This window comes from Amycolatopsis oliviviridis, assembly GCF_014654365.1.
GTDB classification, from domain to species: domain Bacteria; phylum Actinomycetota; class Actinomycetes; order Mycobacteriales; family Pseudonocardiaceae; genus Amycolatopsis; species Amycolatopsis oliviviridis.
On the sequence record NZ_BNAY01000020.1, the window covers coordinates 13,584 to 33,995 of the forward strand.

Below are 20,412 nucleotides of genomic sequence, written 5' to 3' on the forward strand. Positions count from 1 at the left end.
CCATACGACCGTTATGGACAATTGATCGCAATCAATTTTTCGCGCAGGGGAAGTGTCCGATCAATAGAAAAGTCCAGGTCCGCCCGTCGTGTCCGGTGTGATTCCGGCATTCGGGTTAGTGCTTGAGAGTTAGCCTCAAAGGGTACCAGGGCGAGCCCGTTCGGACGCCGGGGAGGATAAGTGCCTGGATTTCCCCGATAAAGGGGGGATCTTCCCGGTTTCCGGGAAATCCGCTGTGCCGGTCGGACGACCATGGGGAGATTCCCCGGACGGCGGGAAACCCTTCCCTATCCCCGGGGAAACGCCGGTCCATAGTGTCGGCACTCTATTCTGGACGAACGGGGTGTATCTGTGACTGAAATACAGGTGGGTTTGCTGGCGATCGGCGCCGGACCGGCGAACCTGGCGCTCGCGGTGGCCATCGAGGAGTCCGGGAACCCGGAGCTGGCCGAGCAGACGCTGCTGCTGGAGCAGAGCCCGGACATCAAGTGGCAGCGGGATCTGCTGATGCCGTGGGCGCGCAGCCAGGTCTCCTTCCTCAAGGATCTGGTGACCCTGCGCAATCCGCGCAGCAAGTTCTCGTTCCTCAACTTCCTGTACGAGGAGAACCGGCTCGACGAGTTCGTCAACCTGGGTACGTTCCACCCGTTCCGCTGGGAGTTCTCCGACTATCTGCAGTGGGTCGCGCGGTCGCTGGACAAGGTCCGCATCCGTTACGACGCCAAGGTTCAGCGCATCGAGCCCGCGCGGGACGCCGACGGGTCGATCACCGGCTGGACCGCCACACTCGCCGGAGGGGACACGATCCACTGCCGCGATCTGGTGGTGGGCGGTGGCCGGGACACGAACGTGCCGGAGGTCTTCGCCGGTCTGCCCGCCGACCGGATCATCCACAGCGCCCAGTACCGGCGGCGGATCGCGCAGCTGCCGCCGGAGGCCCCGTTGCGTGCCGTCGTGGTGGGCGGGGCGCAGAGCGCGGCCGAGATGTTCATGGCACTGCACGACAATCTGCCCAACAGCACCCGCACCATGATCGTGCGCTCGGTGGGCCCGCAGAACTACCAGACCAGCAAGTTCGTCAACGAGCTGTTCTTCCCGTCGTTCGTCGACCGGTTCTACGACAGCCCGGGCGAGGTCCGGGAACAGTTGCTGGACGAGATGCGCCTGACCAACTACGCCGGGGCGGCCCCGCCGTTCCTCGATCAGCTGTACACCACGCTCTACCAGCAGCGCGGCCTCGGCGGGCAGCGTTCGCGGGTGCGGACCCTGACCGAGGTGGTCGGCGCCAGGATCGAAGACGACGAGGTCGTCCTCGATCTGCGGGACCGCACCAGCGGCAAGGTGGAGCCGCTGCACTGCGATCTGGTGCTCCTCGGCACCGGATTCGACCAGCGGATGCCCGCGATGGTGCGCGACCTGGCCGACCGCGTCGGGCTGTCGGAGATCTCGGTCAGCCGCTGCTACCGGGTCGATCTCGGCGATTCCGCCTGGGGCGCGGTGTATCTGCAGGGCGTCAACGAGGCGACACACGGCATCGCCGACTCGCTGATCAGCGTCCTGGCCCACCGGTCCCGTGACATCGTCGGCGATCTGCTCGCCCGCCGCGGCGCCGCCGAGCCGAGGACCGCCTGATGAACCGGCTCGTGGTGATCTCGCCGGCACCGACGGCGAACGGCGACCTGCACCTCGGCCATCTCGCCGGCCCGTTCCTCGCCGCCGACGTCTGCGCCCGCTACGCCCGCGCGTCCGGCCGGGAAGCCCTGTACGGCACCGGCATGCACTTCACCCAGAACTACATCGTCACCGCGGCCGCGCGGCTCGGCGTGGCACCGGAAGACCTTCGGGAACGTTCCGCGGATCAGGTGCGGCGGACCCTGGCCACGATGGGCATCGAGGTCGACGGATTCGGCTGTATCGGCGACCGGTTCACCAAACTGGTCATGGATTTCTACGACCGCCTGCACGGCATGGGCGCGCTGGAAACGAAGACCGTCCGTTTCCCTTACCTGCCGAGCACCGGCGAATTCCTGATGGACGCCTACGTCACCGGCGGCTGCCCGTTCTGCCTCGCCGACGGGTACGCCGGGATCTGCGAGAGCTGCGGGCTGCCGGTCGCGCCCGGCGACCTGATCCGTCCGCGCTCGACGCTCCGCCCGGACGAACCGCTGGAGTACCGCGAGGCGCGCATCCTCGTCTTCCCGGTGGAGCGGTATCGCGCGGAACTGGAGGCGTACTTCGCCCGGATCCCGATGCGGCCGGGAATGGCCCGGCTCATCGAATCCGCGCTGGCGGGGCCGTTGCCGGACTTCCCGATCACCCAGCCGACGTCGTGGGGCATCCCGGCGCCGTTCCCCGAGGTGCCCGGGCAGGTGATCTACCCGCATATGGAGGGCATGCCGTGGAGCATGTTCGCCACCGCGCTGGCCGCGGAGAAGCGTGGCGCGGTCCTGGCCGCCGACGACGAGTTGTGGCAGGCGGATTCCGGGTCGACCGTGGTCTACTTCCTCGGCCTGGACGCGACTTATCCGTTCGCGATCGTGGGCACGGCGATGCTCACCGCGCTCGGCGGTCACGTCCTTCCCGCGCAGTACGTCACCAACGAGTTCTACGAGCTGGCCAACGAGAAGTTCTCCACCAGCCGCGGGCACGTCGTGTCCGGCCGCGAGCTGGCCGCGGAGGTGCCGCGCGATCTCATCCGCTTCCACCTCTGCGCCACCAGCCCCGAGTACCAGCGCACCGACTTCACCCGCGAGGCCCTGCTCCGGGTCAGTGAGACGCGGTTGACCGGACCGTGGAACCGGGTCGCGGCGGCGGTCGACGCCTGGGTGGACCGCGGTCCGCTGCCGGTCTCCGCCGACGCCAGGCGGACGGCGTCGCGGATGGCCGAACGCTTCGCCGACGGGTACGAGCTCCGGCGGTTCAGCCTGACGGCCGTCGCCTCGACACTGGCCGAACAGCTGGGACGGCTGGACCGGCTGGCCGCCGCGACGACCGCCGAGACCGCGGGCGACCTCTGTCATCAGGTGGACGTGTTCCTGCGCTGTGCCGCGCCGATCTTGATCGACCTCGCCGCCGCGGCGCTGTCCGACACGACGCTGCCCGGACAGGTGGACGCGGACGCGGTCATCCCGAAGAAGCTGCCCCGGCTGGCCGTCTGATGGCGTCGGTCGCCGTCGTCGGGGCCGGCGTGACCGGGCTGGTGACCGCGATCCGGTGCGCGCGGGCGGGTCACCGTGTCACCGTGTTCGATCGCGGTCCCATCCCGAATCCCGCGTCGACGTCGTCCGATCAGCACCGGGCGTTGCGGGTGCTGCGCCCGGGCGACGCCGACGGCACCCGGCGGGCGGCCGAAGCACGCCGTCGCTGGCTGGAGCTGGAATCGTTGCTGCGACAGGAGATCTTCCGCCCGGTCGGCGTGGTCACCGCGAGCACCCTGGACGAGGCCGGGCAGGCGCTCGACACCGCGCGCGAGACCGGGATCCCCGCTGTCGCCGTGTCGCCGGAAACCCTGCCGCCCGTCGCGTTCCCCGCCGGGACCGGTGGCGTGCTCGACGCGGGCGCCGGAGTGCTGCTGGCGGAACGGTTTCTCCGCGCGGCCGCGGAATGGCTCGCCGCGCATCCGGCGGTGGGGTTGCGGCCGCGTCACCCCGTCGCCGACGTCGGCGATCACCGGGTGACCCTGGCCGACGGCACCGCGGTGGACGCGGACCTCGTCCTGGTCGCTGCGGGACCGGGCGACACGGGGTTGGGCGGACAGCCGGTCACGCTGTACCGCCAGACCATGATCTACCTGCGCCCGCCGAGGAATCTGGCGGCCTGGTGGGCGTCCGCGCCCGGCGTCGGGCGGATCGGCGCCGGGCGCACGGCCTGGCTGCTGCCACCCGGCGCGGGCACCCTGCTCAAGATCAGTTCGGACGCGGTCTGCCGGGAAGTCGGGTCCACAACGGACGCCGATCGTGAACCGTGGACCGAACGGCTGCTCGCCGAACCGATCCTCACCGGCGCCGCGGACTACGCCGTCGTCGCCGTGCGGGACTGTCACTACGCGGCCGATCCCGTCACCGGTGGCCCGGCGCTCATCCGGATCCATCCGTCGGTGTGGTCCCGTCCCGCCTGCGGCGGATCCGGGTTCGCCGCCGCGCCGCTCGTCGCCGAGGAGATCCTCGGCGCTGTCCTGGAGGTCAGTGCGTGAACAAGGGGAGTGCATAGTGGAGTTCACGATCGTGGGCGCCGGCATGGCGGGCGCGTTCCTGGCGCTTTCGCTGGGCAGGCAAGGGCATGTGGTGACGGTGTACGACCGCAGGCCGGACCCCCGGGAGACCGCCGGCGCGGTGACGTCCATGAACCTCGGCCTGTCCCGGCGCGGTTTGGCGGCGCTCGACAAACTGGGGCTGTCCGAGGAGGTGCGGCGGCTCGTCGTGCCGATGCGCGGGCGGATGCTGCACAACACCGACGGAGGGCTGCGGTTCTCGGCGTACGGCGAAGGCGGCATCCTGGCGATCCAGCGTCAGGACCTGAGCGCGCTGCTGGTGGACGCGGCGAGCCGGGAGCTCACCGTGCGGTTCGTGTTCGACACGCGGTGCACGGGAGTTGACCGCGACCTGCCTTCGGTGTCCTTTGTGGACCCCGATGGACGGGCGCTGGTGGTGAAACCGGACGTCGTGGTGGGCGCGGACGGCGCGTTCTCGGTCGTCCGCCGGGCCCTGCACCACGATCAGCGAGCCGAGTTCTCACAGAGCTATCTCGACTGGGGCTGGCGCGAACTCCACATCCCGGCGGCCGGCGGCGGTGCGCACCGCATGACCGACGACGTCTTCCATCTCTGGCCCCGCGGGGACATCATGATGTTCGCGCATCCCAACCGCGACGGGTCCTTCACCTGCTCGTGCGTCCTCCCTTTCCACGGCACGCACGGTTTCGACTCGCTGAGGACGGCGGCGGACGTGGAATCCCTGTTCCGCGCCCATTTCCCCGACGTCCTTTCGCTGGTGCCCGATCTCGGCGAGGAATTCCTGCGGCGGCCGACCTTCAACCTCGTCACCGTCAGCACCGCGCCGTGGATCCACGAGGGCAAGGTGGCGCTGATCGGGGACGCCTGCCACGCCGTCTACCCGTTCCTGGCGCAGGGCATGAACTCGGCCTTCGAGGACGCGCTGGAGCTGACGGACAGCCTCGCCGAACACCCGGCCAACGCGGCCGCGGCGCTGACGAGGTACTACACGCGCCGCAAACCGAACACCGACGCGCTGGCCACCATGTCCCACCGCAACTTCGCCGAACTCCGCGACACCGTGCGTTCTCCGTCGGTCCGCTTGGAACGGGCCGCGGACTCTGTCCTGGAGAAGGTGCTTCGCCACCGGTGGATGCCGCTGCACGCCATGGTCACCAACACGACGGTGCCCTACGCCAAGGCGCTTCAGCGGGCCACTCGCCAGCATCGGATCCTGAAGTACTCGGGCGCGGTGGCCGCGGCTGCCACTGCCGCCGCCGTGGTGCGCTTGCTGCGGCGGTGACCTGAAGCGCGTGAAGGCCCCCTTCCCTCGGCCCTGGTTTTAGATGACCAGCCGAGGGAAGGGGGCCTTCACGCGCGGGAGGCGCAATTAGTCCTCTGAATGCGTGACTTCGATCCGCACCAGGCCCGCGGCCTTTTCCGCACGCTGCAAGGCTTCCGCCGGGTCGTCCGCGACGGCCATCACCAGGCCCGTCCGGTCCCAGGAGCTGCGGAGCCCGGTGAACCGGTGCCCGGGCCCGACCTGGATGTCCACCAGGAACACGCCTTCCACCTGCCGGGCCTGCTCGATTCCCAGGACGGCGTCGATCACACCGGGCTCCATCGGCACGAACCGGACGGCGGCGCCGCCCGTGGCGCGACGGGGAAGCTCGGGCAGCGATTCACCACGCATCATCGCGACGTACGAGCGCAGCAGTTTCATCGAGTAGGCGCGGTCGATGATCTCCATGATCCCGTCACCGGCGATCCGGCCGGCGCACTCGACGAGGAACGGCACGCCGTCGGAGACGATCCATTCGCAGTGCAGGATGCCGTCGCCGAACCCGACGGCCGAGACGACCTGACGGGTCCGTTCCATCAGCTTCTCGGTGAGGTCGTCGGGAATGCCGGCGGGCACGATATGCGCCAGCTCCACCGGTCGCGGGCCGGGATAGAGCTGCTTCCCGGTGACGTTCGCGAACAGCTGCCGCCCGCCGCGGACGAGCATTTCGACGCTGTACTCGGGGCCGGGCACGTACCGCTCGGCCAGCATGGACAGCTCCATCGGCCGGTCGGGCACGAAGACGCCCTCGTCCTGCTCGACGCAGTTCGCCCAAGCCCGGTCGACCTCGGCGGCGTCGTGGATGATCTGCGTGCCGACGGCGGCCTGCCGGTTCGCCGGTTTGAGCACCACCGGGCCGGGATGGGCCCGCATGAACGCCCGCACGTCCGCCGGGCAGGTCACCGTGGCGCTCGCCGGGTTGGCCAGACCGGCGGCCGCGCTGACCTTGCGCAGCAACGCCTTGTCCCGCAGGATCTGCGCGGCGCCCAGCCCCGCGCCCGGCAGGCCGTAGCGTTCGGCGAGCCGGGCGGCGAACGGGGTGGCGTACTCGATCAGCGGGATCACCGCGACCGGGTCCAGGTCGCGGTGGGTCGCGTAGAACTCGTCGGCGGAGCCGGGCCGGGCGTGTTCCCATCCGATCAGCTCGCGGACCAGGGAAGACCCGGCCAGTTTCGCGAGCAGGTCCCGTTTGCGGATCACGTCCGGCTCCTCGACGAGGACGACCGAACCGTCGGGTTCGGCGCCGGCGAGGGCCATCAGCACCGGCGTCACGAACCCGACGATCAGAACGGGTCGCTCACTCATCGGATTCGGTCTTGGGCTTGTCCACGATGCCGAGCATGAACCGCATGGAAGGCCTGGCGCCGACCAGATGCGCGCCGACCGTCTGGGTGACACGGTCCCGCGCGGTCGGATGCATCGCCATGGTCATCGAGTCCCGGAGCCACCGGTTCATCGGGTCGCCCGACCTGATGGCCGCGGTGCCGAGCAGATCGCAGAGCCGCTGCACGACCCGCTTGGACATCTGGAACGCCTGCCAGCCGGTCAGTGCCGGGGCCACCCGCTCGTCGGGCGTGAGATCGTCCAGCGTGCCGGTGCCGTCGGCGGTGACCTCCCATTGCCGCTCCAGCGCCCGGTACACCCCCGCGCGGGTCGTGCTGTAGTCGGCCTCGCATTCGGCCAGCGTGATCTGGATGTGCTCGTTGTCCTTCCAGGCGACGCCGCTCATCCGCCACGGCGAACCCTTCAGCATGTCGACCCGTTCCATGGTGAGACCGCGGACGTAGTCCAGCGCCGCCCGCGCCGTACCGAGCGGGACACCGCACATGCTGCGCTGGATCACGTCCGGCTGCACCAACGGTCCATTGGGGACCTTCGGGTTGTCGAACGTCAGCGAGTGGTTCTCCGGAACGAACACGTCCGTGATCGTGTAGTCGCTGCTGCCGGAACCGCACAGGCCGAGGGTGTACCAGTTGTCGACGGACTCGATCTGGTCGCCGGGCACCATGAACAGGCGCGACTCGTGCGGGTTGCTGCCGTCCGGGCTGGCGTAGGGCTCCCCGTTCTCGAACACCATGGCCCCGGAGGCCACCCAGTCGGCGTGGGTCGAGCCGCTGCCGAACCCCCACCGGCCGGTGAGCCGGTAGCCACCGGGGACCCGTTCCGCGTGGCCCGTCACCGGGAGCACCCCCGCGGAGTGCATGTCGATGCTGGTGAACATCCGGCGCGCCTCGTCCTGGTCGAGGAAGTTGGCGTGCAGCCCGATGTCCGAGCCGAGTTTGGCGCACCAGCCGGTGGACGCGTCGCCGTAGGAGAGCGCTTCGATCACCTCGGTCTGCTCCATCGAGGTCATCTCGGGGCCGCCCCAGTCCCGGCTGAAGCCGATCCGGAAGACACCGGCGTCGCGCAGCAACTGCACCACGTCCGCGGGCAGGCTCCGGTTCTTCTCGATCTCCGCCGCCCGCTCCCGCAGGATCGGCGCGAGCGCCTTCGCGTTCGCGAGGATCTGCGCGCCGGTCAGCGGCGCGTCGGTGCGGACGGGTTCGGTCATGGTCATGCGGAAACTCCCTCGTGTTCGTCGACGTCGAGCAGCCCGGCGGGCATCTCGAACGCGGTACCGGGTGCCGGTGGGTCCACCGGATCGGCGTCGATCCGCACCAGGGCCGCGGCCTCGTCCAGCCGCCTGCCACAGGTCTCGCGGTCACCGGCCTCGCACACCACGAACGAGTGGCGGGCGATGTAGCCGCCGGGCGGCAGCCGCAGGGTGGTCCCCGGTTCGATCATCGGCGAGGCGACGACCAGGCCCGGCGCGTCGCCGGGCACCGTGACCCCGTGGACCAGGCAGTCGTGGTCCGGGTAGCCGAACCGGATACCGGCGACGGCGTGCCGGGACGGGGCGATGACCGGCCGCTGCCCGGTCGCGACCGAGAACAGGATCTCGCCGGGGTCGAGACCGGTGGCCGTCCTGCCCAGGAACGGGATCAGGTCGCCGCCGAGACGGCCGTTGATCTCGATGATCAGCGGACCGCGGTCGGTCAGCCGGACCTCGGAATGAGTGATGCCGTCCTCCACGCCGAGCGCGCGGTGCGCCCGCGCCAGCACGTCCATCAGCCCGGCGTCGTGCAGCAGCGGATCGCCGGCGTCGACGACGTGCCCGACCTCCTCGAAGTACGGCTGATCGCCGGTTTCCTTGCGGGCCACGAACATCGGCAGGTATTCGCCCTTGTACAAGGCGGCGTCGACGCTGATCTCCGGCCCGGGAACGTAGCCTTCCACGATCGCGCCGCCGCCGTAACGGCTCTGGTCGACGGTGGCCGCGCCCATGGCGACACCGAACGCGGCGTCCACTTCGGACTCGTCGGCGGCGAACACCACACCGATGCTCGCACCCATGGCCCTCGGCTTGAGCACCACCGGATACCCGATCCGGGCGGCCGCGGCCCGTGCCTCGTCGAGACCGGTCGTCAAGGCGTAGCCCGGCTGCAACAGCCCTTCGGCGGTCAGCACGGCGCGGGTGCGGTTCTTGTCGCGGCAGCCGCGGACGCCGTCGACGCTCAGGCCGGGGACGCCGAGTTCGGCGGCGAGCTCACCCGCGGCGAGCACGACCGGTTCGTCCCAGCACATCAGGCCGACGATCCGGTGCCGTGCCGCGACTTCCCTGGCGGAGGCGAGCATTTCGCCCGCGTCGAACACGTCGGTGTGGACGATCTCGTCGAAATAGGCGCGCTGCCAGGTGGGTTTGAGATTGTTCAGCAGCACCAGCCCGATCCCGGCCGCGCGGGCGCACCGGTGGATCGACGAGACCAGGTATTCGCGATACAGCTTCAGTCCGCTGCCGATGACCAGCAGGACACCGTTGGCTTCGTTCATGGTCGCTCTCCCACGACTTCCGGCTCGGCCACCCGTTCCGCCACGGGCGGCTGTTTGAGGCCGTAGATGTGCATCGATCCGGCGATGACGGACAGCACCGCGCAGAATCCCCAGAACCCCGGGCCGCCGAACGTGCTCCAGAGGTACAGCCCCAGCATCGGGCCGATCGTCGCGGCCACGCCGGACACTGTTTCCTTCGTCGCGATGTAGCGGCTTCGCAGCTGGGCGGGGAAAGTGGCCGGATGGGACGCGGTGCTCGGTCCGTGGATCATCAGCCCGGACACCGCCAGCAACGCGCCGGCGATCACGAAGAACGGATGCTCCGCCATCAGCCCGTAGAGGGCGAAACCCAGCGCGCAGACCAGATTGCCGAACAGGCCGGCGAGATACTTCGGGATCCGGACGATGTACGTGGTGATCTTCAGTTCACAGGTGATCAGCACGACCGAGGAGATCACCAGCACCGTGCTGTACAGCCCCACCGGGTAACCGGCGTCGACGATGTTCAGCGGCAGCACGGCGACCCAGCCGGCGTAGATCATCATGCCGAACATGCCCGCCACCAGATAGCACAGGAAACGGGTGTCCCGGATCAGCGTTCCGTACACCGCGCGGGCGCTCAGCGTCGGCGCGGGCTCTCCGCCGGACTCGGTCTCGTGCGGTGCCGCGCTTCGCTTGGGCAGCAACACGAACGCGAGCAGCGCCCACAGCGCCGCTGTCGTCCCGTCCAGCCAGAACAACAGGTCCCAGTTCACCTGGATGACCACGGCGGCGATCAGCGGCGCCACGGCCGCCCCGATGTTCAGCGCGATGCGCATCATCGAAAACGCCATCACGCGGTGTTCTTCCGGCATGTACTCGGCCAGCAGCACCGCCGCCGCCGGCCGGTACGCCTGGATCGCCAGCCCGGACAGCCCGACCACCGCGAGCAGCGCCAACGGCGTCCCCCGGACCAGCGGGATCGACGCGATGAGCGGCGCCGCGCACGTCATCACCGCCACGATCGTCGCCCGGCCCCCGAATCGGTGGGTCAGCTCGCCGCCGAGCATGGCGCCGAAGATCGCCCCCACGCTGTACGCGGCGAGGCAGACCCCGGCGAAGCCGACCGAGGTGCCCTGGAACGTCAGGTACAGGATCAGGAACGTCTGGACGAAAGCGCCCAGCTGGTTGATCAGCACTCCGCCGAGCAGATACCTGACGGGGGAAGGGGTCGCCCGCAATACCGCGAAGACGCCCGCTCTCGTGGCCTCGGTCATGCCGCCACGTCCGTCCCCGCCGGGGTAGCCGGTCCTGCGCTGTCGCTTGCTCTCTCGGTCACACATCCTCCATGGTCGGATCCCCGCGGTGGTTCACGAGACACACCGGCGCGGGTCCAGTCCCTTGGGAGACAAGGAATGTTGCCGACATGGCCGACCGGTGCCGCCAAGGCTAGAATCGGATCTTTCCCGGGAGGTAGGGGAAGCTTTCCCGGCGGCTGGGGAATCTGGGCCTGTGTTGTCCTGCTGAGAGGTGCGGTGTGTGGCCTTTACTCGACGCGACCTTCCCAACAGGCCCAAGTACATGAAGGGGTCCTTCACGGAGCCAGGCGCAAGCAAGGGGGCCTTCATGTACCGCAGCCGGGCAAGCGCCGGTACCGAGTCGGGCAAGGGGGTCGTGAGTGGTAAGTGACGTTAGAACGTCACTTACCACTCACGACCCACGCGACCCAAGGTTCAGCGGCGGGCTTCGATGGTCATGTCGCCCCGCGTCAGCGCGAGGGTCGAGTCGCGGGCGAGCATCGCGTGCGGGAAGCCGAGGTCGATCGCGCTCACCTCGTCGAGACGGGCCAGTTGCGACGCCGTGAAGTCGACCTCCAGCGCACCCAGGTTGTCCTCCAGCTGGGCGGGAGTGCGGGCGCCGATGATCGGTGCCGTCACAGCCGGGTTCCGCAGGGTCCACGCCAGCCCGACCTGGGCGGGGGTGCGGCCGAGTTCGGCCGCCACCTCCTTCACGACGTCCACGATGGCGAAGTTCCGTTCGGTGAGCGTGCCCAGGGCGAGGTTGAAGTTCTTGCGGGTGCCGTCCTCGGCCGGGGACACGTCGTCACGGCGGTACTTCCCGCTGAGCACACCGCCCGCCAGCGGCGACCACGGGGCGACGCCCAGCCCCAGTTCGCGGGCCATGGGGATCAGGTCGCGTTCCCCGGTACGCTCGATCAGGTTGTATTCGATCTGCAGCGCGATCAGCGGCGACCAGCCGCGCAGGTCGGCGATCGCCTGCATGCGAGACACCTCCCACGCCGGGGTGTTGGAGATCCCGACGTACAGGATCTTCCCCTGGCGGACCAGATCGTCCATCCCGCGCAGGATCTCTTCGACGGGCGTCGTGAAGTCCCACAGGTGCAGGTAGAACAGGTCGATGTAGTCGGTGTTCAACCGCCGCAGGCTCGCTTCCACCGACGCGAACAGGCTTTTGCGGTGCCCGCCGCCGGAATTCGGGTCGCCGGGCCGGCGCAGTGTCGTGTACTTCGTCGCCAGTACGAGACTTTCGCGGTTGTCGCGGGTGAATTCGCCCAGCAGCCGCTCGGAGCTGCCGTCGGTGTAGGTGTTGGCGGTGTCGATGAAGTTCCCGCCGCGTTCGACGTAGTGGTCGAACAGCTTGCGCGCGTCGTCCTGCCCTGCGCCCCAGCCCCATTCGGTGCCGAAGGTCGCCGCGCCCAGTGCCAGCGGGGACACCCGCAGCCCGGACCGGCCCAGCAGCCGATAGGTGTCGAGGGTGAGCGGCATCGTGTCCTCCTGTGCTCGTGATCCGTTGTCGACGACCAGTCTGCGACCGCCGTGAGCAGGGGATAAGGGAGAGAAGATCCTGGGAACACCGGTCCTACACCGGCTGTTGGAACCGATCATGACGACCCGCACCGTGGACCCGACCCAGGAGCTGGCCGCGTTCTTGCGGACCCGGCGTGAACGCCTCGACCCGGACGATTTCGGCCTGCCGTCGCGCCGCCGGTCCCGGCGGACGCCCGGGCTGCGCCGGGAGGAGGTCGCCGAACTGGCCGGGGTCAGCATCGACTACATCGTGCGGCTGGAGCAGGCGCGCGGGCTGCGGCCGTCGGCGGAGGTGGTGGAGGCGCTGGCGAGGGCGCTGCGCCTGGCTCCCGACGAACGCGCCTACCTCTTCGATCTGGCCCGGCGGCGCCCCCGCGGCGCGGACAAGCCCGCGACCACCGCGGCGCCGCCACTGGCCCGGCTGATCGCCGATCTGTCACCGCTGCCCGTCATGCTGATGAACCACCGTTACGACATCCTCGCCTGGAACGAAGAAATGGCGCGGCTCCTGGTGGATTTCGACACCTTGCCGCCGTCGCGGCGCAATTCGATGTGGTTATGCCTCAAACATCCGGAGATCCGCGATTTCTCTGTGGACCGTGAACGCGTCGTCCGGGAGGGAATCGCTCATCTGCGCGCCGCGTGGGCCGCACATCCGGATGACCAGGCTTTGATCGATCTCATCGCCGAGTTCACCATGGACGAGGAATTCGCGCGGCTGTGGGCCGAACGCGACGTCAAGGTCAAGGGCCGGGGCAGCAAGACGATCCGGCATCCCGAGGCGGGCCTGCTCGAACTGCATTTCGAAGTGCTCACACCGCTTCAGGATCAGGACCAGCGATTGGTGATCTATCGCGCCCTGGACGACGACAGCCGGTCTTCCCTGGACAGCCTGTTCGCGCGGTGAATGGTAATAAAGTGGTCACAACCTGAAGCAAAACGTATCCCATGGGCGTCGCCGTGCGTAACCATCCTCCGGGCGTCGGCGACTAACGCAGGAACGGCGCGCCGGAGGGTGGTGAGAACACGATTCTCGACACAGTTCAGGAACGTCCGTCGCGATTTTCGAATCGTGACTGTTCGTTCTCACGTTCCGCGAGCCGGATCGCGACGGTCTCGCCCCGGGGAGTGGCGTACCAGCCCTTCGAGCGGCCGAGCCGGGTCTTGACGACCAGGCCTCGCTCCATCAGCGTCTTCCCGCTGCGGCTGATCTGCGCCTCGTGGACGCCGAGCCGGGCGCAGACGTCGGAGCTGGTGATGTGCGGTTCGCGGTGGATCAGCACGAGCATCCTGGCCGCCCACGACTTCGGGTCCAGGTCGTCGGCGAGTGCCGCCTGCTCCGCCCGGTCGAGCGCGGCCTGTGCCACCTCGGCCAACGCCATCACGACGGCTTCGAGCCGCATCGTGTGTCCGCCCGGTTGCAGCCGCATCCCCGCCGCCTGGAAGGCCTCCAACGCGGAACGCAGCGACGGGACGTCCGCGAGCCGGGTGGCGTCGACCAGCCATCTGCCGACCGCCGCCGCCCAGCGGTCCACCGCCGCGTGGTCGCCGAGCACCTTCCCCTCGCCGGTCTCCTCTTTCAGCTTCTCCGCCCAGGTTTCGAAACCCCGGGAAAGCCCATCCGCCTTCTCGGTCAGGGTGCCGGACGCGGGCGCCACGCCCGCCGACGTCGTGTCCGGTGCGGCTGTCGCGATCGAGGGCATGGGCTCCCCACCTCCAGAATCAAGGAAGTGTTAAGTATGGATCCGGCCGACGCGTTCGTCAACCTGTACGACGGGCTCAGGAACATCCCAGGGGACACGCTCAGCGACTGGTCCGAGGTGGCGAGGGTGCGGGACATCGAGGACGCGGTCAAGGACGAGGTGCGAGCGACCGGTCTCCTCGCCGAGGAGTGGATCTCCGGTTTCCCGGACGACCAGAAGAGCTTCGGCGTCCTGCTCGGCCTGGACCTCGCGCTCCTCGACGCCAACGCCGACACCTCCCAGCCGGGCAACAGGGCGCTCGACTACCTCCAGGTGCGGCTGGAGATGAACGGCAGGCTCAACGACGAGACCGGGGGCATGCTGCTGCCCTGCCGGACGTTCCCGCGTCGTCCGAACCGGGACCCGGAAAGTCTCGACGACTTCGTGCACCTGCTGCGCATCCCGCCGTATGTCAGCGTGAACCTTCAGCTCACGCGGGTCGCCGCGGTCCGCGACCTGCCGCGATCGCCGCTCAGGATCGCGCAATTGCCCCTGCTGGCCGAACCGGCCGACCTGCGCTGGGAAAAGGATCATCCCGACGGCGGGTTCTACACCGTCGCGCCCGACAGCGCGCGACTCGGCGACCGGATCGCGAAAGCGCTGAACGTCCTCGACCGGAGCGGGGCGGCGCTGGCCATCCTGCCCGAGGGCTGCCTCGACGACAGCATTCTCGAACGGTGGCGCGAGCAGCTCAGGGCCACGCCACGGCCCGAGGAAAGCTCGCTCACGTGGCTCCTCCTGGGAACCGGCCCGGTGACCGCCGCGGGGCCGGCACCGGGCAGCAACCGGCCGCCGAACCGCGCCGTGCTCGTCCATCGCAACGGCTGGGTCGAGCCGATGCTCACCCAGGACAAGATGTCGGGCTTCTGCTTCACGGTGGAGAAGCAGAAGGAGTACGAGATCGAACTCGGCGGGGTCAAACGCGACGAACGCATCTCCCATGATTCCCTGATAACCGTGCTCGAGTCCCGCGCCGGGCGATTCGCGATCCAGGTGTGCGAGGACTTCACGCGCCCGGAACGCCATCAGCATCTCATCGCGGTGGGAGTCACCCATGTTCTCGTCCCGGTTCTCGCGGCTCCCATGTGGAAGAAAGGATGGCAGGCGGAGGCGGGGCAAAGGCTGGCCGTGCACCTCGGGGCGAAAGCGGCGGTGAGCAACGGGCTGGCGATCACGCGCTTCTACCGGGAGAAGAAAGACGGCGAGAACGGGCCTTACGAGATCGAATACCCGGCTACCACTTTGCTGACCGCCGCCGGTCCTCCCGGCAAGCCGGACGAGTATCTGACGACCGACGCCATGGTCAAGGAGTACCAGAATCCGGATGCCAGGCGGCAGAAGGCACTCGATGACGCCTTGACGCCACGTGTGGCAGATTGGTAAGGCATTTTCGCTGCTTTTCCGGGATCGTCAGGAATTCGCGTACCCGTCCTCTTTCCGGTGGCGTCGCGACGTGCGGTCGCGATGATTCGACGACCTGGTGCGTACACGGAAAGTGTTTGAGCCGATCGCGTGATACCTCTGCCGTCTCTCGGATACGCATAGGTGATGACTAACGTCGGTGGTACGTTCCTTCGCGGTCGAGAAAGCCCATCGAGTGATCGTTGCCCTGTGCCGGCGTCACTGAATCGAGTTCATGCGGAGCGCTGTTCATCGCGAATCTCCTGATGGGTCCTCTGAAACAGGAAGAAAGATGTAGTGGATTTCGATGCACTGATCGCCGAACTGCGGACCCTGCGGGACAACGTCGCCGGAGTGACCGACACGGTGATAGCCGCGGTCGACGGAATACCGATCGTCGCCGACGCGGCGAAGAGTATCGACCCCGCGGAGGTGTCCGCACTCGCTGCCGCGAATCTCGGGATCGCGCGTCAGGCGGCCGAAGTGACGGGCAAAGGCACACTCAGGCAGACCGTGGTGTTCAGCAGCGACGGTTACATGGCCGTGTACGCCATCGACCGGAGGGCACTCATGGTCATCATGGGCGACCGGCAGTTGAATGTCGGCCGCCTTCTTTTCGAATGCCGCCCGGTGATCGACCGGATCAGTTCGATTCTGGCCTCTTAGTCCGTCAATCGCAACGAGGAAGTGGAGTTCGATGAACATCGAAAACGCCCTGAAGGAATCCATGTCGATCGCCGGAGCCGTCGGCGTCGCGCTGGTCGACTACGAGAGCGGGATGTCGCTCGGTACCAGCGGGGGCGGTGACTGGCTCAACCTGGAGGTCGCGGCGGCGGGTAACACCGATGTCGTCAGGTCGAAGCTCCGGGTGATGTCCGCACTCGCGCTCAACGACAGTATCGAGGACATCCTCATCACGTTGCATCGCCAGTACCACCTGATCCGCCTGCTGGATTCCGTGAGCGCCAGGAGTTCCCTGTTCCTCTATCTGGTGCTGGACCGGGACCAGGCGAATCTCGCGCTGGCGCGGCACTATCTCAAGCGCATCGAGACGGAGTTGCAGGTCTGAAGACAGGCGCGGGTGCGGCGGCGGCCAGCCGGATCGGAGGGAGCCGGCGATGACCGGAGGAGCGTCCAGCTATAGCGCACTCGTCGTCGGCTCGGCGCTCATGGGTGGTCTCGGGTCGCTGTTCCCGGCCGGGTTGAAACTCATCGGCGATCGCCTCGAATTCGTGTTCGTCCTGCCGGACGGCCGGACCGGCCGTCACGCCACGCAGCCCGAACCGTCGGACCATCCGTTCGTCGCGGTGAAGGAGCGGATCCGGCTCGGCGCCGACACCACGGTGCCGGTGCCGCGATTCTTCCTCGACACGGACGGCCGATGGACACGGCTCCACGTGGAGTTGACCGGGACCGCGGTCCGGGCGGTGATCGTGCTCCCGGAAGAACTCACCGCGCAGTCGCTGAACGCGCCGTTCCTGGGCTGGTGGCAGGACCAGGTCCCCGGCGCCGTGCGCCTGGCGGTGGACGAGATCGCCCGGATCCTCGCCCGGTGCCACCACCGGGCCGGGGGACCGCGGCCGCTGATCGACCTGGAGCTGGGCTACGTGCCCGTCCGGGACTTCGAGGCCGTGTTCGCCCGCGCCCACGAACCGGTCAGGCCGTTCATCGCGCCGGTGCGCCCCGCGTTCAAGATGCGCTGGCACGCGGTGACACCGGCGCAGCGCAAGGCGTTCACCGACGACCTGATCGACGTCACCACAACGGGGTGGTGGCCTCGCCGCAGGCCGACCGCGACGATCATGGGACTGGAGGTGGAATTGCCGCCCGGGCTCCTGCTGAGGCCCCGTACGGCTCCCGGCGCGGCGAAATGAGCGGGCTCATCGGAGATCCGACGCCCGCGGACGGTGGCCCAGCGTGGCGAGCTCGACGGCCCTGGCCAGGTCGCCGGCGCCCACCACGCCGGCGAGCGCGCTGGATTCGGTGACCAGCACGAGATCGCGGCCGTGCCGGAGGAAAACGCGCTTCATCAGCTCGGTCACGTGCGCGTCGGCGCCGACGACGGTGACCGCCTGATCCTTGCGGGCGACGTCGGCGACCGTGGTCGCGCGGCGGGCGTCGGCCGAGACCCGGATCAGGTCCCCGAGACTGACGACACCGACGGGGACACCGTCGAACGACAGCACCGGGAAGACCCGATCGTGGCCGGCGCCCGCCGCGTGTTCGGCGAAGGCGTCCACCGTCCACCAGCCGGGCGCGACCGTCGGGGACGGGTTCATGATCTCGCGCACCCGGACCCCGCCGAGCCGTTCGCGCAGCGGGCCCGCGGCGAACTCGGCCTGCGCGGCGAAGATCTGGAACCAGCCGAGCAGGACGAGCCCAAGGCCGGCGAGGCGGCCGGACAGGAGCAGCTGCGCGAGTCCCGCGATCCCCAGCGCCGCGCCGAGGACCTGCCCGACTCGCCCGGCGACGGTTCCGGCGCGGGCCCGGTCGCCGCGCCGCGCCCAGATCGCCGCGCGCAGCATCCTGCCGCCGTCCAAGGGCGCGCCGGGCAGCAGGTTGACCATCGCCAGCGCGAGGTTCCCGACGCCGAGCCAGGCCAGGGCACTGACCGGCAGGGGAGGCACGACCTCCGCCAGGAGGACGGCGGCACCGAGCCCGACCATGCCGATCAGCGCGCTGGTGACCGGGCCGGCCACCGCGATCCGGAAGTCGGCCTTCGGTGTGGCGGGCTCGTCCTCGAGTTCGGCGGCGCCACCGAGCATCCACAGGGTGATCCTCTTGACTTCGACACCGTGCCGCCGCGCGACGGCGGCGTGGGAGAACTCGTGCAGCAGCAGCGAAGCGAGGAAACCCGCGGCGGTGAGCAGGCCGGTGACCCAGTACCACCCGGGGCTCGCGCCGGGAGCGGCCCGGGGGAGCGCGGCCGAGGCCAGGAGATCGGTGATCAGGAGAAGCACGACGAGGACCGACCAGTGGGCCCGGACGGCGATTCCGGCCCAGCGGCCGAGCGGGATGGCGGTGCGGAACATCGGATCCCTTTCCCCGGGCGCCGTTGACCGGTGTTTCGCGGGAATGGACCGGTTCCACGGTTCTCGGGCAGTGAACGGGCGACTAGGGCCGAACAGCCTCGATCGCAGGGCCGTCTGGTGGACAGGCCCTAGGCGAGGTTCGCCATGATCAGCCCGAGGGTGAAGCCGAACCGGTCGTCCCCGGTGCCCGAGGTCAGCTCGGCGGCGTGGTGCCGGGTGTGCGGGAACGCGTCGGCGGGCAGCGCGGCGAACCGGTGCAGCAGTTCTTCGCGGCCGACGACCCATTCCTGGTCCGGGTCCTTTCGCCGCTGCTGGACCAGCGACCGCTCCAGGGCGTAGGCGCTGACATAGAGCGAGAGGGCGTCGAGTGCCCAGGCGGCGGTCCGCGGTTCGACGCCACCGGCGAGCAGGATCGCCAGCAGTCCTTCGCGCACCTTCAGGGTGACGAGGTTGGTCGGGACCGTGCCCAGTACGGCGCGGGATATTCCCGGGTATTTCAGGTACTGGTCGCGGATCTGGGTGTAGACGTCGCGGATCTGCTCCTGCCAGCGGGCCGGATCCGGTTCGGGGAGGACGATCTCGGAATAGAGCCTGCCGACGAGCAGGTCGTCGATGTCGTCCTTGTTGACGATGTGCGCGTACAGCGACGACGGCCCGGCGCCCAGCACCGCGGCGACCCGGCGGATGGTTAGCGACGAACTAAGTTCGTTCCGGTGTTTCGGGAGGTGTGGGATGCGAGTTTCGGTGGCCGGAGCCGGTCTGGGTGGTCTCGCCTTGGCGCAGGGACTGCGCGGGGCCGGGATCGACGTCGAGGTGTACGAACGGGACCCCGCGATCACCGCCCGGTTCCAGGGGTATCGGCTCGTGCTGAACCCGGTGGGCTTCGACGCCGTGCGCGCCTGCCTGCCGTCGCGCTGGCATTCGCTGCTGGACGCGATCGTCGGTGACGCCTACGGCGAGCGGCTGATCCTGGACCCGCGGCTCACCACGATCGGCGAGCTCGGCCCGGGCAGATCCGGGATCGTGGTCGATCGGCACGTGCTCCGGCATCTGCTGCTGACCGGGCTCACGGTGCGCACCGGCGCCGCGCTGACCGGGTACGAGGTCCTGGCCGACGGCAAGGTCGACGCCCGGTTCGCCCAAGGCGACCCGGTCACCACCGGCCTGCTCGTCGGGGCGGACGGTGTCGGTTCCGCCGTGCGCACGACGCTGTCGCCGTCGACCACCCCGACCGACACCGGCGTCCGGTTCGTCATCGGCCGCACCACGCTGACCGAGCGTTTCGCCGGACTGTCAAAGGCTTTCGGCTCGAAGATCGCCGGGGACGGCGTGAGCCTGCTGCTCGGGGCGATGCGTTTCCGCACCCCGCCCAAGGAGGCGGCCGAAGCGCTGGCGCCCGAGGTGGTCCTTCCGGATGTCCGCGATTACGTGCGCTGGGCGATGATCCTGCCGCCGGACGGTTCGCTCGGTACGGCGACCCCGCAGGAGGCCGCTCTGTCCAGAATGGACGGATGGCATCCGGACCTGCGTGAGCTCGTCGAACAGTCCGATCCGGACAACAGCGCGCTCCTGTCGATCCGTGTGGTCGAGCCGCGCGAGCGCTGGGCGCCCGGCCCGGTCACGTTGCTCGGCGACGCGATCCACGCCACCTCCCCGACCGGCGGCAACGGCGCGAACACCGCCCTGCGAGACGCGGATCTGTTGCGCCGCAGCCTGATCGAGGCCGCAGAGGGACGCAGGAGCCTCCTTGACGCCGTCGGCGAGTACGAGCGGCAGATGTTCGCCTACGGTACCGAGGCCGTGCGGCACAGTCTCGACGCGCTCCCGGCCTATGTGCCGAAGGCTTAGGCGAATTGCCGCATGGGCAGGTCCGTGAAGGCCTCCTTCACTACCTCCAGAGTAGGCAAGGAGGCCTAATGGGGTGTGTTCGAGTCGGGTTTGGCAGGCTTGGATGTGGTGGCTGCTGGCGGGTGAGCACTCGTGAGGCCTGGGTTTTGCGAGACCTTCG

The 20,412-nt window shown here is 69.0% G+C and carries 18 protein-coding genes; 10 read left to right on the forward strand and 8 right to left on the reverse strand.

What is annotated here, in order from left to right; genetic code table 11:
- The first annotated feature begins 351 nt into the window (after positions 1-351).
- The 4 genes from IE302_RS42220 to IE302_RS42235 are packed head-to-tail and all read left to right on the forward strand — an operon-like array spanning position 352 to position 5,513.
- Positions 352-1,632 (forward strand): SidA/IucD/PvdA family monooxygenase, encoded by a 1,281-nt coding sequence (locus IE302_RS42220; RefSeq protein WP_191260090.1) that lies wholly within the window; start codon positions 352-354, stop codon positions 1,630-1,632.
- Complete coding sequence (locus IE302_RS42225) at positions 1,632-3,158, forward strand: class I tRNA ligase family protein (protein WP_191260091.1); 1,527 nt, start codon at positions 1,632-1,634, stop codon at positions 3,156-3,158. Before IE302_RS42220 ends, IE302_RS42225 begins: the two co-directional genes overlap by 1 nt.
- The gene (locus IE302_RS42230; RefSeq protein WP_191260092.1) at positions 3,158-4,192 is read left to right on the forward strand and encodes an NAD(P)/FAD-dependent oxidoreductase; all 1,035 of its coding nucleotides are present in this window, start codon (positions 3,158-3,160) and stop codon (positions 4,190-4,192) included. The genes IE302_RS42225 and IE302_RS42230 overlap by 1 nt, the downstream gene beginning before the upstream one ends.
- A gap of 16 nt (positions 4,193-4,208) precedes the next feature.
- Positions 4,209-5,513: an FAD-dependent oxidoreductase gene (locus tag IE302_RS42235; protein WP_191260093.1), complete on the forward strand. Its 1,305-nt coding sequence runs from the start codon at positions 4,209-4,211 to the stop codon at positions 5,511-5,513.
- A gap of 87 nt (positions 5,514-5,600) precedes the next feature.
- Here the strand turns inward: IE302_RS42235 and IE302_RS42240 are convergent, their stop codons facing one another.
- The 5 genes from IE302_RS42240 to IE302_RS42260 form a co-directional block, all read right to left on the reverse strand.
- The gene (locus tag IE302_RS42240) at positions 5,601-6,857 is read right to left on the reverse strand and encodes an ATP-grasp domain-containing protein (protein ID WP_191260094.1); all 1,257 of its coding nucleotides are present in this window, start codon (positions 6,855-6,857) and stop codon (positions 5,601-5,603) included.
- Entirely contained in the window at positions 6,850-8,109 is a 1,260-nt protein-coding gene (locus tag IE302_RS42245) for an acyl-CoA dehydrogenase family protein (protein ID WP_191260095.1), read from the reverse strand. The genes IE302_RS42240 and IE302_RS42245 overlap by 8 nt, the downstream gene beginning before the upstream one ends.
- Positions 8,106-9,422: an ATP-grasp domain-containing protein gene (locus IE302_RS42250; protein ID WP_191260096.1), complete on the reverse strand. Its 1,317-nt coding sequence runs from the start codon at positions 9,420-9,422 to the stop codon at positions 8,106-8,108. Before IE302_RS42250 ends, IE302_RS42245 begins: the two co-directional genes overlap by 4 nt.
- Positions 9,419-10,678 (reverse strand): MFS transporter, encoded by a 1,260-nt coding sequence (locus IE302_RS42255; protein WP_191260097.1) that lies wholly within the window; start codon positions 10,676-10,678, stop codon positions 9,419-9,421. The genes IE302_RS42250 and IE302_RS42255 overlap by 4 nt, the downstream gene beginning before the upstream one ends.
- A 456-nt stretch (positions 10,679-11,134) precedes the next feature.
- Complete coding sequence (locus IE302_RS42260; protein ID WP_191260098.1) at positions 11,135-12,187, reverse strand: aldo/keto reductase; 1,053 nt, start codon at positions 12,185-12,187, stop codon at positions 11,135-11,137.
- A 118-nt stretch (positions 12,188-12,305) separates the two neighbouring features.
- Here IE302_RS42260 and IE302_RS42265 point away from each other — a divergent pair, with 118 nt between their 5' ends.
- Complete coding sequence (locus tag IE302_RS42265) at positions 12,306-13,136, forward strand: helix-turn-helix transcriptional regulator (protein WP_191260099.1); 831 nt, start codon at positions 12,306-12,308, stop codon at positions 13,134-13,136.
- 136 nt (positions 13,137-13,272) lie between these two features.
- Here the strand turns inward: IE302_RS42265 and IE302_RS42270 are convergent, their stop codons facing one another.
- Positions 13,273-13,932: a MarR family transcriptional regulator gene (locus tag IE302_RS42270; protein WP_229908357.1), complete on the reverse strand. Its 660-nt coding sequence runs from the start codon at positions 13,930-13,932 to the stop codon at positions 13,273-13,275.
- Positions 13,933-13,968: 36 nt separating this feature from the next.
- Here IE302_RS42270 and IE302_RS42275 point away from each other — a divergent pair, with 36 nt between their 5' ends.
- The 4 genes from IE302_RS42275 (at position 13,969) to IE302_RS42290 (ending at position 17,246) form a co-directional block, all read left to right on the forward strand.
- A complete protein-coding gene (locus tag IE302_RS42275; RefSeq protein ID WP_191260100.1) occupies positions 13,969-15,354 on the forward strand; it encodes a carbon-nitrogen hydrolase family protein in 1,386 nt (461 codons plus the stop codon).
- A 315-nt stretch (positions 15,355-15,669) separates the two neighbouring features.
- A complete protein-coding gene (locus IE302_RS42280) occupies positions 15,670-16,038 on the forward strand; it encodes a roadblock/LC7 domain-containing protein (RefSeq protein ID WP_191260101.1) in 369 nt (122 codons plus the stop codon).
- Positions 16,039-16,069: 31 nt separating this feature from the next.
- Complete coding sequence (locus IE302_RS42285) at positions 16,070-16,441, forward strand: hypothetical protein (RefSeq protein ID WP_093936104.1); 372 nt, start codon at positions 16,070-16,072, stop codon at positions 16,439-16,441.
- Positions 16,442-16,490: 49 nt separating this feature from the next.
- Positions 16,491-17,246 (forward strand): hypothetical protein, encoded by a 756-nt coding sequence (locus IE302_RS42290; RefSeq protein ID WP_191260102.1) that lies wholly within the window; start codon positions 16,491-16,493, stop codon positions 17,244-17,246.
- Between the two features lie 6 nt (positions 17,247-17,252).
- Here IE302_RS42290 and IE302_RS42295 read toward each other — a convergent pair whose 3' ends face one another.
- Positions 17,253-18,404 carry a site-2 protease family protein gene (locus tag IE302_RS42295; RefSeq protein ID WP_191260103.1) on the reverse strand — a complete coding sequence of 384 codons (1,152 nt, stop codon included), beginning with the start codon at positions 18,402-18,404 and terminating at the stop codon, positions 17,253-17,255.
- Between the two features lie 128 nt (positions 18,405-18,532).
- A complete protein-coding gene (locus tag IE302_RS42300) occupies positions 18,533-19,072 on the reverse strand; it encodes a TetR/AcrR family transcriptional regulator C-terminal domain-containing protein (RefSeq protein ID WP_308436964.1) in 540 nt (179 codons plus the stop codon).
- A 64-nt stretch (positions 19,073-19,136) separates the two neighbouring features.
- Here IE302_RS42300 and IE302_RS42305 point away from each other — a divergent pair, with 64 nt between their 5' ends.
- On the forward strand, positions 19,137-20,252 hold the full coding sequence (locus IE302_RS42305; protein WP_191260104.1) for an FAD-dependent oxidoreductase: 1,116 nt from the start codon (positions 19,137-19,139) through the stop codon (positions 20,250-20,252).
- Positions 20,253-20,412: the final 160 nt, after the last annotated feature.